Source organism: Haliea atlantica (assembly GCF_054779855.1).
On the sequence record NZ_BAAGXL010000002.1, the window covers coordinates 1 to 12,475 of the forward strand.

At 52.6% G+C, this 12,475-nt stretch carries 12 protein-coding genes and 4 pseudogenes; 5 read left to right on the top strand and 11 right to left on the bottom strand.

Annotated features, from left to right (window positions below; genetic code table 11):
- Window positions 1-218, top strand: a pseudogene (locus tag ACYVGS_RS00060) (IS1634 family transposase); the annotation flags it as partial.
- A gap of 155 nt (window positions 219-373) precedes the next feature.
- On the opposite strand, the pseudogene ACYVGS_RS00065 reads toward ACYVGS_RS00060, so the two are convergent.
- The 3 genes and pseudogenes from ACYVGS_RS00065 to tnpB all read right to left on the bottom strand — a co-directional run.
- A pseudogene (locus tag ACYVGS_RS00065) lies at window positions 374-574 on the bottom strand (IS66 family transposase); the annotation flags it as partial.
- 288 nt (window positions 575-862) lie between these two features.
- Window positions 863-1,180: pseudogene (locus ACYVGS_RS00070) on the bottom strand (transposase domain-containing protein); the annotation flags it as partial.
- On the bottom strand, window positions 1,128-1,472 hold the full coding sequence (gene tnpB / locus ACYVGS_RS00075; RefSeq protein ID WP_460586585.1) for an IS66 family insertion sequence element accessory protein TnpB: 345 nt from the start codon (window positions 1,470-1,472) through the stop codon (window positions 1,128-1,130). The pseudogene ACYVGS_RS00070 and the gene tnpB, both read right to left, overlap by 53 nt.
- A gap of 35 nt (window positions 1,473-1,507) precedes the next feature.
- On the opposite strand from tnpB, the gene ACYVGS_RS00080 reads away from it, so the two are divergent.
- Complete coding sequence (locus tag ACYVGS_RS00080; RefSeq protein ID WP_460586596.1) at window positions 1,508-1,633, top strand: hypothetical protein; 126 nt, start codon at window positions 1,508-1,510, stop codon at window positions 1,631-1,633.
- Here the strand turns inward: ACYVGS_RS00080 and ACYVGS_RS00085 are convergent.
- Genes ACYVGS_RS00085 through ACYVGS_RS00115 form a run of 7 tightly spaced genes read right to left on the bottom strand, consistent with a single transcriptional unit; the run spans window position 1,588 to window position 7,408 of the window.
- Window positions 1,588-1,929, bottom strand: coding sequence for a non-heme iron oxygenase ferredoxin subunit (locus tag ACYVGS_RS00085; RefSeq protein WP_460586586.1), 342 nt, complete (start codon window positions 1,927-1,929; stop codon window positions 1,588-1,590). The two genes, ACYVGS_RS00080 and ACYVGS_RS00085, sit on opposite strands and share 46 nt — an antisense overlap.
- Window positions 1,922-3,505 (bottom strand): class I adenylate-forming enzyme family protein, encoded by a 1,584-nt coding sequence (locus ACYVGS_RS00090; RefSeq protein ID WP_460586587.1) that lies wholly within the window; start codon window positions 3,503-3,505, stop codon window positions 1,922-1,924. Before ACYVGS_RS00090 ends, ACYVGS_RS00085 begins: the two co-directional genes overlap by 8 nt.
- A gap of 21 nt (window positions 3,506-3,526) precedes the next feature.
- Window positions 3,527-4,063 (bottom strand): nuclear transport factor 2 family protein, encoded by a 537-nt coding sequence (locus ACYVGS_RS00095; RefSeq protein WP_460586588.1) that lies wholly within the window; start codon window positions 4,061-4,063, stop codon window positions 3,527-3,529.
- Window positions 4,064-4,096: 33 nt separating this feature from the next.
- A complete protein-coding gene (locus ACYVGS_RS00100) occupies window positions 4,097-5,413 on the bottom strand; it encodes an aromatic ring-hydroxylating oxygenase subunit alpha (RefSeq protein WP_460586589.1) in 1,317 nt (438 codons plus the stop codon).
- Window positions 5,414-5,466: 53 nt separating this feature from the next.
- On the bottom strand, window positions 5,467-6,288 hold the full coding sequence (locus tag ACYVGS_RS00105; RefSeq protein ID WP_460586590.1) for a class III extradiol ring-cleavage dioxygenase family protein: 822 nt from the start codon (window positions 6,286-6,288) through the stop codon (window positions 5,467-5,469).
- Window positions 6,288-6,584, bottom strand: a complete 297-nt coding sequence (locus ACYVGS_RS00110; protein WP_460586591.1) for a hypothetical protein — start codon at window positions 6,582-6,584, stop codon at window positions 6,288-6,290. Before ACYVGS_RS00110 ends, ACYVGS_RS00105 begins: the two co-directional genes overlap by 1 nt.
- Window positions 6,581-7,408: an alpha/beta fold hydrolase gene (locus ACYVGS_RS00115; RefSeq protein ID WP_460586592.1), complete on the bottom strand. Its 828-nt coding sequence runs from the start codon at window positions 7,406-7,408 to the stop codon at window positions 6,581-6,583. The genes ACYVGS_RS00110 and ACYVGS_RS00115 overlap by 4 nt, the downstream gene beginning before the upstream one ends.
- Before the next feature lie 515 nt (window positions 7,409-7,923).
- Between ACYVGS_RS00115 and ACYVGS_RS00120 the strand changes: the two genes are divergently transcribed.
- From ACYVGS_RS00120 to ACYVGS_RS00130, 3 genes are all read left to right on the top strand, one after another.
- Window positions 7,924-10,080, top strand: a complete 2,157-nt coding sequence (locus ACYVGS_RS00120) for a TonB-dependent receptor (protein ID WP_460586593.1) — start codon at window positions 7,924-7,926, stop codon at window positions 10,078-10,080.
- Window positions 10,081-10,506: 426 nt separating this feature from the next.
- On the top strand, window positions 10,507-11,721 hold the full coding sequence (locus ACYVGS_RS00125) for an NAD(P)/FAD-dependent oxidoreductase (protein ID WP_460586594.1): 1,215 nt from the start codon (window positions 10,507-10,509) through the stop codon (window positions 11,719-11,721).
- Between the two features lie 14 nt (window positions 11,722-11,735).
- Window positions 11,736-11,900: a hypothetical protein gene (locus tag ACYVGS_RS00130; protein WP_460586595.1), complete on the top strand. Its 165-nt coding sequence runs from the start codon at window positions 11,736-11,738 to the stop codon at window positions 11,898-11,900.
- A 115-nt stretch (window positions 11,901-12,015) separates the two neighbouring features.
- Here ACYVGS_RS00130 and ACYVGS_RS00135 read toward each other — a convergent pair.
- A pseudogene (locus ACYVGS_RS00135) lies at window positions 12,016-12,414 on the bottom strand (IS66 family transposase); the annotation flags it as partial.
- Between the last annotated feature and the right edge of the window lie 61 nt (window positions 12,415-12,475).

Consider the following 12,475-nt stretch of genomic DNA (forward strand, 5'->3'; position numbering starts at 1 on the left):
TTCTGCACCGGGTGATCCGCCAGCGTCTGCGCCAGGCGGAACAGAGCATCTCACCGGAACGGGCACTGGAAACCCTGCGGCGTATCCAGCATCACCAGATCCAGCTCGGGGGCAAGAACCGCTCCGGCATTACCTCCCTGAGCCCGGAGCAGGCGGCGCTGTTGCAGAGCTTGCGAGTGGAAAAACCGGGTAATCCGGAGCAGCTGCCGCTGCTGTAGTGGCAATTTTGAAAACGGCACTCAATGAAATCAAGGAGTTACGTTGTTTGCTGTCGAACTCGGGTTGCCCTGGAATCAGTGGCAGCTTTGCCGTGGAATGGGTGGCAGGCTTCGCGTGGAATCAGTGGCAGGCTTGGTCTGGAATACGCAGTCTGGGCATCGACGATCGGTCGCAGCAGGTCGATGGCGCGCTTGACCAGGTTGGTCAGGGTGCTGCGGCTGACGGTGACACCCGCTTGCTGGATGCGCTGATGCTGTCGATACAGGGGCAGGTGGAACTGGAACTTGTCCACCAACAACCCGGCCAGCAGGCTGACATCCGCCAGGCTGTTGTCCAGCACCTGGAACGGCGCGGGGGTGCTGACCGGCTTGTCGTCGGCGCCCTTGCGCCGGAACACCGGGCGCTCGTGCTGGAGCACCACATAACAGCTCCGTTGGGCCAGCCGGTAGGAGGTTTTGGTGCCGATGACAGCGTACTGGTCGGCGTCTGGCCCGGTCAGCTCCGGCGGCAGTTGCTGGATAACTTCGACCGGCACCTCAGCAATAAAACGCAGGCCGGTATCATTCAGGCAGTCGTCGTCCCGCTGTTTCTTTCCGGTGCCGCGCTGATATGCGCGCACCGGACGCTGCTCATGCTCAGCAGGCGTGTCCGGTGGGGGCGCCTCGTCCTGCTGAAACAGACTGTCCTGCCCCGGCGGGTCATACACCTGCTTTTCGGACTTGGGACCAAACAGCTGTTTTTTGAACCAGTTCAGCTGACGGGTCAACTGCTGCAGAGCTTCGGACTGGGCGGCCAGCTGCTCGTGCAGCAGGGTGTTCTCCTCGGCCAGTGCCGAGTAAGAAGGCGCGTCGGACTGCGGTGCGTAAGCCGTTGAATTCATGGCCGATATTATACCCGAAGCCGGCGCGCTATACGCCCCGATACCGCTTGTACTGACGATATTTCTGCACCTCAATGCCATCGATCAGCAACTGCAAATCCGTCAGGGTCAGGGCCCGCTGACCGGAGGTGGACAAGGGCACCCGGAACTGACCCTGCTCCAGACGCTTGGCCCACAGACAGTAGCCAGTGGTAGCAAAGTAGAGCATTTTCATCTGGGTCTTGCGACGATTGACGAAGACAAAATACTGGCCGCTGAGCGGATCGTGCTGAAGCTGATAGCGCACCAGGGCACTCAGGCCCCGGAACGATTTGCGCATGTCGGTGGGTTCCGTACACAGCCAGATCCGGGCCTGACTATCGAGCCCGATCATCAGCCCTGGCTCCACGGTTACCCTGCGGCTGCACTCTGACGGCCATCGGCGAGGAATCCAGCGAGCAGTTCGACATTATTCCCGCCAAACTCCGTGTACTGTTGAAGCTGAGCGCTTACCGTTCGATATACAAGTCACCATTCATAACGACCGTCGAATAGTGATGTACGGGCTTCGTCACAGGAAATGACAAGGGTTCACCAGTCCGGATATCAAACCTACCGCCGTGAGCAGGACACTCAATTTCCATACCCTCGAGCCATCCTTCAGAGAGAGAAGCTTCACCATGACTACAGCGGTCAGCCAGAGCATAAAAACCGCCCTCAGATTGGAACACAGCGATGAGACCTAGGCCTTTCACACATACCTTTACACCGACACCCTCACCTAATCGGAGATCTTTTATCGAGCTGACGAAAATGAGCTGGTTTTCAGATACGTTGTTCCGTCTACTCACGATATCCCGACTCCTCTGGCCAATTAGAAATTATTTGGGACAAGGTTTTATTGCACACCTTATTTGCTGATGTTTTGGGGATACTACCTAGGAAATAAACTGCAATGGGTCTTTTATAGTCCACAAGATTTTCTGCGCAAAACTCCAAAATTTCCTCGACCGTTAACGAGACATCTGACAATGGGACGACGCAAGCCACTGGTCTTTCCCCTTTTCGTTCGTCTGGAATACCGACCACGGCCGCCTCGACAATTCCGCTGTGTGTTACAAGAAGTTCCTCGATTTCGCGTGGATAGACATTGAACCCTCCCACGATCAGCATGTTCTTTTTCCGATCCACTAAAGTTAGAAAGCCATCCTCGTCCAAGCGTCCAACGTCGCCTGTATACAGCCAACCATCGGCCCTCGATTCGTCATTGTTTCGATATGTGTTTATGACGCGGGGCCCACGCAATCTGATCTCGCCGCTTTCCCCTATCGGTACGGGTCTTTCAGGATCTATTGCGCTAACAATCTCCAGTTCTATATCGGGGTAGACGTAACCGACTGTTCCGTACCGATGGCCCCCATTTAGGGGATTAACAGCGATCGGGCCGGCCTCGGTCATGCCGTAAGCCTCTATGATCGGCGTTGCCGTGACTCTCTCCCAACTACGATGAGTTTCCTCTAGAAATGTCGAACCGCCTCCAGGACAAACCCTTAGGTCATCAAGATCTGCGGAGTCGATATATGGCACAGCCAAAAGCCCCGCGTATATGGCCGACGGGCCACCACTAAAAACTGTCACTTTGTGACGCTCCAACAAGCCCAACACCACCTCGGGATTATATCGCGGAATGATCACAAGCGATGACTGATCGTAAACAGGATTCATGCAGCCCATAGCAAAGCCCCAGATGTGAGTTATGGGCGCCACATTTAGCCAGACCTCCTCTCCAATGGATGTCGGCCACCCCCAGTGCATTGCATGAACGCATTGCATCAAGCTACGATGATCGCGATCAAGGCTTTTGGGAAGCCCAGTCGTTCCACCGGTAAAGTGAAGCGTCGCATTGCTTTCGGGTCCAATTCTCACGCTCGGAGGCTTGGCCCCTGCATCACAAAGCGCATCAAACGAACACTTCCCTTGGCCAAAAATGATCGTTGCGATTGAATTTACGTCCTTCCCCAGAGCTTTGAAACCTTTATTTCCCCCCTCGGTGAAAATCATCACCTCGGGCTGCGCATCCTTGAGTAAAGGGCCAAGTTCAGCTGGGGTATAAAGAGGGTTTAGCAATACCACCTGTGCGCCCGCAGCCAGGATCGCGTACACTGCAATGTTGGATTCAATTGAATTTGGCACACACATACCAACGCGTGACCCCTGAGCACCCGCCTCAATCAACAGGTTTGCGAGCGAAGCCACACACCAACCAAACTCCCGATACGTTAGCGACCGTTCACCCTCGATCATGGCGGGCTGATCTCCACATACCTCAACTGCGTCCCAGAACATTTCCACAACGTTCTCGTACCTTGGCTCAAATAAAGGGCGGTCGGGGTACTTTACCTTTATTGCTCTTTTGTTCTTCAACACAACATGCCTCTCTCCAAAGAATTAAAGAAATGTGTTAATGTTTTTCGCTTGAAGAATAGTTTCCTGAATCTCTATCGTGCGGCGCGCAATTTTCAATCCATTGTCGTCCCGCGATCTCCGAATCAAATCCCGACGCCGGGCTGTTATCCGCATTCGGTCTGTTTCGTTTCTGTGGCGAACGTTGTAAACAACCGAGTGGACCAACCATTCATATGGATTTTCAGTGGCTTCCACCTCCACATTGCTTACGATGTGTAAGTGCCGCGTCGGCGGATCCTCCGCCCATGCTGTCGGTTGCCGGGCTCGTGCAACGCGCTTCTTTAAATAATCTAAATCATCATCAAAATACGCCATACGAGTCGCACTAATCGAGCCCCCTGGATCCGAACGGAAACGGCTCTGAACCCCCGGCATCCAGTAGTGAATATCGGGTGACATCATTTCAAGCCACTCTTCATAACGTTCTTGGTCGAGCAGACGAGCTTCCCTATAGAGAAACTGCTGTATTTCATAAGCAGTTTCTAGGGACACAGCCTGTAAGAGAGAATCATTGTTCATCTAATCTCGTGTCTCCTTTTTAAAACACACAATTCACCGGGACGGCACTTCGCTCCAGGTTTCTGCAGTCATAAGATCCAACCACCTTTCGTAGAACGCACGGTGATTCGCCTCGTTCACCATGCCTTCGTAGACATGGCCTTTAAGCTCAGGATGCTCGACTTTCGATCCGATTCCCAGCCCCGTATGCAAGCTCTGTCTGCGTGTTACGACTCCTGCATTCGAACTGGTGCAGTTCTCAAAGTTTTCACCATCGTCCATCTCGAAGACACCAGCGGGTGAGAACGTCAGCATAACCCCTCGCCGGTATTTCTCTTTCAGGGCCTCAGGTGCATTGCGATTCAAAAACACCCATGTATGTAGCTCAGTTTCGAGTGGCCCCTTAGGGTTCCAGGTTCTGAACGTATTATGCCCTGCGAGAAACGAAAGGTTCGGAAAAATATTACTGGAACTCAGAGACCCTATCATCCGAGTTCTTATTTTTCCCAAACGCTCTTCAAATTTCTTTTGATTTTCTTGTAGGTACTGGACAATTTCCGGCTCACAAAGTGTGGCGGCGTTCCCGATGAAATCGAGGCTGAATTCCCATCCGTGACCGTTGGCGTTGGCTTGATACGAGGAGGCTGGCGGAATGCGAGGTGCCTTTCCAAATAGAGAGTGGAGTGCGGAACTATGGGTCCACGCTGCATGGTAAGAGTCCCCGCAAAAATTTTCCGCCGGAAATTTCCAGTTGCATTTTAATCGAGACTTAATACTCCCACTTATAAACTCGATACCGCCTTCGTCATTATCAAGTAGAACGTCAAGATACCACCGAAAATCCCCAAGATATTCCGCAAGGGATGGAGCCTCCGAGTCAAATGTTGCAAAGTGGAGGCCGCCATAACTTTCAACTCTAGCCTTTGGTAGCCTTAGACTTTCTCTATTATACGTTGGATTTTCCTCGTATAGATGCTCGTGGGGAACACCGATCAGTGCGCCATCAAGGCCGTATGACCAGCCATGAAAATTGCAGGTAAACCTGCGCGCCTTTCCCGCTTCCGCAAAACATACGCGATTACCCCTATGAGAGCACGAATTGATAAAAACGTTGACTTTATCATCACGCCCTCTCACCACTATGACGGCATCCTGACCGATATGTGTGGTCAAGAAGTCACCAGGCTCAGGCAACTGCGAGTCGTGCGCGACAAACACCCAGCACCGGGCAAAAATCCTTTCAAGCTCTAACTCATAGATTTCGCGATCCCAGAATATTTCTCGACTGATCCGCCCCTCTTTCGCGTCGACGAGGCGCTTCAAGTAGTCGCTATCGACCCTGCCAACATTTTTCAGTGGAATTTGATTCATGTTCACCTCTCTAACTCAGACCTCTAATCCGGCGCAGGTCGATTTGATAAATTCTATAGCCCAGTGATACGCTCAGCGAACCCAAGTCCCGTAACCCCGCCCGGCCAGGCATCATAGAGAATCAGATTACTGCTAGCCTCGGGAACGGCTCCCATCACGGCTAAAAGATGGCGAATTTCCATTCCACCATTGCCGGCTTCGGCCTGTATATCCGCATCGTTTAGCTGTATGAGGGCGTCTGCATTTCCTGCCAGGAACATCTCCAACACCCATTCATCAAAATTCCGGTTAGTTTTTCCCATTTCGCCCGTACCGACCCAATGACTAATGCCTCCGCTACCCATTACGACGACCCTCTCGTCAGTCTCTATATGCTCAACAGCCTGCTTCAGCATTTCCCCAAACTTAAATGCCCTTGCCATGCGAATCGTTGGCGATACACCACTCGCCATATAAACTGGCACTGCCTTTACTTGACCGCCTTCAGGCAAGCAAAGCTGGGCCGGCACTCCTACTGAATGATCTACCGCTAACGTTTTCGAGACAGCCAGGTCAAACCCTGACTCCTGGGAGTAGTCGAAGATGGCTCTAGCTAATTCCCTATTTTCAGGGATATTGATATTAGGCAAGCCTGGCAGCTCATCTACTGGGCCCGACACTTCCCCCATTCCGATAAGTAGTTGGGGCAGACATCGTGGACTGAAGAGAATGTAATGATCTGCTCCAATTATAATAGCACTCGTCGCATTCAGTTCGGCGACGCGGGCTTTGATGGAGCTATACGCATCAAGAATATGCGAATTGTCCATCTTCTTCGGATTGATAAACACCATTGGGTCATGCGACATGATGAAGCCGCCTACTATTTTTCCCATTATCTACTCATTCCCCATTCGATCAAGCAAGACTCGAGAGTCGGCGCCTGGGCTAGGTATTCGCGCATACTTCGAGAACCATGTAAACCCATATAAAACCCCATCACGAGCATCGGGTTAAGCCCTAGCCTCAGAAGCCCCTCGACGTCTTCGTTGGCAACCATTTTGGCCTCGCTAGCGGAGACACGATAGCGTTTTAAAAAGGCCTCCCTGTCCTCGTTGTAGGTCTTTCTTCGCTGTTTCGAGTTACCCAAGTCGTACAAGAGCATCTCAACTTCGCCGGTAGGCATCGTCATTCCCTCCCCAGAAAAGCCATAACCTGGCCAACAAACTCTGGTTTTCGCTCCAATTGAACCCAGTGTCCGCACTTGCTAAACACGTGAAGCTCAGAATCTTCGATATGCTTGTGGGCATTGATGGCTAACTCGAGAGGCACAAGCTTGTCCTCCCTACCGTGAACAATAAGCACCGGGATTTTTATCTTTTCAAGTTGGGACAACGGAACTCCCCGAACCATCACTGGCGCGCCGTCTTCGCTTGGCTTTGGCTGTAATGCCCGAATTGTCTCGAGACCGCTATTTACATCGGCCATGGCAAACCTTGCATCTACCATGGCAGGAGTCACCAGCTCTGGATCAAAAGGAAACTGCTTCATCAACTTTTCCATGTTCTGTTTCGTCAAACTGAATCCATGAGTACTTCCAAGACCTGGAGTTTGCTCGAACTCTCCGACGGGCGTTCCCATCAACACGATACGGCTTACTCTGTGTGCAAACTGCGACATCATCGCCAAGGAGAGCGCACCTCCAAAACTGTTTCCTATGAGAGCAACTTTCTTCAGCTCGAGTGCATCTAGTAAACCCACAAGATGGTTCAACCACAGTTTTATCCCGGGTTTGCTACCTTCGGGGAGCGGAGATAGCCCAAACCCAACAATGTCGGGCGCTATCACGCGAAAACGATCGCTCAAGCTCGGGATTACTCCTCCCCAGTTCTGCCAAGCACTGACTCCAGGCCCTGAGCCGTGCAAAAGGACGACGGGGTCCCCCTTTCCGTGGTCGTGGTAATTCGTTGTAATACCGTCTACGACGGTCTGTCGACCCCGATCGATCAGTGACATTTAATATACCTCCTCAAGTTGTTTGCGCCTCTACCTCTAATGGATGTGCCCCCAGAAGCGTATCGATACGCACATACCCGATAGTATGGTGTTATGGGCACTAGGTCAAGACCGAGCCTTGTCCAATGTAGTTAGCACATAACGTGTCCGGTCTTGTAGCCCGTAATCTGTCCGGTCTCATACTCATCGGTTTTGGGAGGTGGAGATGAGGCGGACGGACCGGCTACAGGAGACACGACTTATTCGACTCGAAGAAGTCTGCGATTCTGCGATGGGTGGCGTTGACCGACGCCTGACCGAGAAGAGGCGGCACCCCTGCTGGGCGCCTGCGGGAGGACGTTTTGATGCGGCCTAATGAATCCAGTCAGATCGGCGTTGACACCGCTCCATACGGTGAAGTATTGTTCTGATGAAGGTGTAGGCATGGGCTCACCTTGATACGCAAGACTACTAGATACGACAAAAGTAGATAAAACCTGACAACAGATTAAAACTAAAGTAAGGAGTGCGTTGAAATGAAAAAGAAGTCGATTGGTGTCGTGGGCGTCGCAATAAGTGGCGCCTGTTGGGGGATTCTGGCGAACGCTCAGGACCTGGAGACAGCGAGCTCTAACCGCGAAAGGGCGATAGAAGAGGTGGTGGTGCTAGCCACACGGCGCGAAGAATCTCTGCAGGATGTTCCGGTAACGGTCACGTCGGCCTCCGGCACTATGCTTTCTCAAGCTGGAGTAGAGGACGTGCGATCTCTTGCAAAAGTGATCCCGTCCTACACCGGGGGTCGCTTTCAGCAAGTGATGCAGCCCTCCATTCGCGGTGTCGGGTCCAGTGGCACCTCTGTGGGGGACGAATCCAACGTCGCGGTCTACGTGGACGGTGTGTATCAAGGTGATCCATACTCGACACAAATCGACCTGGTCGAGGTATCTCGAGTGGAGGTGCTTCGGGGGCCTCAAGGCACTTCATTTGGCCGTAACGCAACAGGAGGGCTTATCAACGTAATTACTCCTGACCCAAGTTACGATTTCAACGGGCGTGTTGCACTCAAAGGTAGCAGTATCGACAACGAGGGCGGCAGCGAATTTGAGGTCAAGACCTACGTCACTGGTCCAGTGTCTGATCGAATCGCCTTCGATCTGGCCGGCATGTATCGTGACACGGGCGGGTACGTCAGCGACATTGGAAACGGTGGCGAACTGGCAGATGCTGAAAAGCTGTTCATCCGTAGCAAGCTAATGGTAGAACCCGCCGAGAATTCTAAGATCGTGCTGACGGTTGGCTATGTTGACTTCAAGGAAGACGGTGCTTACCAACAACCTTTCGAAGGAAACTCGGCAGGTGCCGCTTTTCCCGGTGCCATTATCGCGGCCGAGCCCTGGTCAACCTCAAACGAAACAGCCGGAAAGCACGAGTATGACCGGCTTGATGTTGCGCTTCAGACAAGTTTTCTTTTTGATAAAGTAGAACTTCAAACTACAAGCTCCTATATGGACACAAGCGTCCACCAAATTGCGGATTCTGACGGGACTAATATAGAACTAGGTTGGACTGATATGCGCGTAGAGCCTGAGACATTCAACCAGGAGATCCGCCTATTATCAGCTACCGACGACGCACTACAATGGAGTACTGGTGTCTATTACTACCACCTTAAAGGAAGGCAGCCGCTTGACGTTCTTAATAATCCCACAAATGATCCGTCAGTAACTTCCATCCAGTTGGATCCACGTTCGGAAACGAACTCATATTCGGGTTACGTCGAGCTGAACTACGCTTGGACTGACAAGCTGGACATCGCAATTGGCGGTCGTTACACGGACGAAGAACGAGAATTTAGTCAGTATGTCAACGGTATGCAACTGCCATACGGCGACCTAAGTGCAACCTTCGATGAGTTCACGTATAGCCTAAAGCTGAGCTATTCCGCAAGTAGTAGCGTACTTCTTTATGGGAGCTATGGCACCGGCTTTAAGAGTGGGCTCTACAATACTCTGGGGACATCGCCTGAGCCCGTTGAGCCGGAGACCATTGCCGCTTTTGAAGTAGGAATGAAAGCGGATCCGACCTACTGGCTGCGAACCAATGTTGCTCTTTACTATTACGAGTACGAAGACATGCAAGTGAATTCGAGAGCGGACGATAACCAAATGCGGTTGCAGAACGCTGCTGATTCCGAAATATATGGCGCCGAAATCGAGGCGATCGCCTATCCCCTAGATGACCTGGCTATCCGTGCATCATATTCTTACGTGAACGCGACGTTCGACCATTTTCCTGCGGCACAGGTCTTCGTTCCAAGGGAAACTGGGGGAAACCAAGTTCTCGCGATGGATGTGTCAGGTAACGATCTGGTTCGAACACCAGAGCATTCAGTAATTCTCGGGATGAACTATGGATTCAATTTGGGAGGTGGACGAGCTCACATAGCTAGCAATTTATTTTGGAGTGACGAGGTTTTTTACGACTTCCTGAACGAAGTTAAGCAGGACTCCTATGCGATGCTGTCTGCAGAGCTAGGCTGGTCGACCGCCGACGATAAATGGACCTTCAAATTGTACGCCAATAATTTGACGAATGAAGAAGTTGCCCAGCACATCGCTCCAGGGCCACTCGCGACCTATATCACCTATGAGCGTCCACGCACGATCGGTTTAGGTTTGGAGACAAGGTTCTGATACTGCTCTTCTGGTAACAGACGCTGCGCTAGTTCTCGCGGATTGACGAATAGATCAAGGGGTAAAGAGGGTGAGCCGGATTGTGTGCACAACATGCGATGAGAAGGGCGACGCCTCGGAGATCTCTGCGGCGGTAAATCGTTCGATATCCGCGAGCCAGCGTCCCGTATTCCAAATATTGTTCGCGAGGCTGCCCCTCTGAGGCTGCCCCTCTGTCTAGGAGAAGGGGTCATTGCACTCCACCTTCACACAAGGCGTCGAGGGCCCTCCTGCCTCTTGATGGCGCCAGGCAGTCTCCTCTCCGAGATTGTCCGATGGCCGGAGCTTTCGGCATCGGAATATAATGTCAAGAGGTCTGGTCTTTTTCTTTCGCTCGCGCGAATGCCAGCCCTTTTTCTCCCTATCATGAGGTGCATAGGTAACTAAATGCTTAAATCAATAGCTATCGTAGGCGCTGGTTTAGCCGGAGCAACGGCCGCTGCCCAGCTCAGGAGATCTGGATATGATGGTGAGTTAATTCTCCTAGGCGAGGAGCAATGGTATCCTTACCAACGCCCGCCGCTATCCAAGCAAATACCCGTCCATGGTTCATTTGAATCACTGCCCGTTTGGGAAGAGCAATTCTACGAGGATTTTAAAGTACGGCTACTCAGAAACGAGCGAGTTGCGTCTATCAACGTTGCTGGGAAGGCAATACAGCTAGCTGATGGCACATTGATTCCGGCGGACAGAGTGATACTAACGACAGGGTCGCGTCCACGAAAAATTCAGTCGGAGGGAGCGGATGCAGCCAATGTGCATTACTTGCGCACCCTTCGCGATGCGGAGCTACTTCACAAGTCAATCGTGCCAGGCTCTAAGGTTGTCGTTATAGGCATGGGAGTAATCGGTGCAGAAATAGCATCCGTTGCGTGCACGGCGGGTTGCCACGTAGCTGCGGTAGATCCAGCCCCCTACCCAATGATTAGGAGTGTCGGGAGCTATGTTGGTCGATGGCTGGCAGATGTACATCGTAACCACGGAGTGATTTCCTATATGAATACAGGCGTGGAACGCTTCTTGTCTTCCCGCGATCGGGTTCATACGGTCATCTTAAAGGATGGAAGAAAGCTTGAATGCGATTCAGTAGTTGTGGGTATAGGTGTTGTCCCCAATATCGAATTGGCAGCAGATGCCGGAATAAAGGTCGCAGATGGCATCGTTGTCGATGAGCGCTGCGTTACCAGCAATGAGTATGTCTATGCCGCAGGTGATGTCACGTATCAGCCAGGGTTCTGGGGTGAAGGGATTAGGTTGGAAACTAACGAAAACGCAGCGAAGCAGGCCGAAGCCGCTGCCCTGGCGCTGCTCGGAAAACACGTAGCATATAGGCCGATCGGTTGGTCGTGGTCTGATCAGTTTGCGATTAACATCCAAGTTGCTGGGCGGCCGTATGAGAAAGCTGAAATAATCCTTCGAGGCAGCTTGGAAGAAGAAGCGTTCACGGTATTTTATGTGCAAGATTCTGTATTGTATGGGGCCGTTTCAGTAAATCGGGCTTCGGATATGGCAGCATGTAAACGCTTGATCGAACGCAGAGTTCGAGTTGATCAGAGTAAGTTAGCTGACCTTCATGTTCCACTCAGAGAGCTGCTTTCGTAGCACACGACCCCAGGATGGCAGCCGAGAAGACGGCCGAGCGAGATCGCCGAATCAAGGCGCTGGAAGATCAGGCGGTCGACAAGCTGGATAATCAGGACAGCGGAACCAGAGGACGCGGCCGGCCTCTGTCCGATGGCGGCGTGCGCGCTCGCTTCTATCATGCCGTGATGGAAGCCTGATCCTGCCCACCAATGATGGACACCCTGTTAATCGAGTAAACTACGCGACAGAGGTGTAAGCGATAAACGAACCCCGCCCTGGATCACCGCTGGCCGATATGCTCGGAGTTGATGTTCACAGAGGCAGCAGCGCCTCGATCGCTTCGACGCTCTCAGCCAACGGCAACTGTGTGTAGATGTGCCGCAGGTAGGCGTAGGGCTCCAGCCCATTGGCCTTCGCGGTTTCGATCAGGGAGTAGAGATTGGCGCTGGCCTTCACGCCAGCCACCGAATGACTGAACAGCCAGTTCTTGCGGCCCAGCACGAAGGGGCGGATCGCATTCTCGGCGCGGTTGTTGTCGATCTCCAGGCGACCGTCTTCCAGATAGGCCACCAGCCTGCTCCACTCGTTGTGCAGGTACTGCAGAGCCTTCCCCGTCGCCGTGCTCGGCGGCACCTGTGGCAGGCTCTTGTCCAGCCAGGCCCGCAGCTGCTCCAGCACCGGCACCGCCTTTTCCAGGCGCAGGGTATGGCGCCCCCGAGTTCGACAGCAAACAACGTAACTCCTTGATTTCATTGAGTGCCGTTTTCAAAAT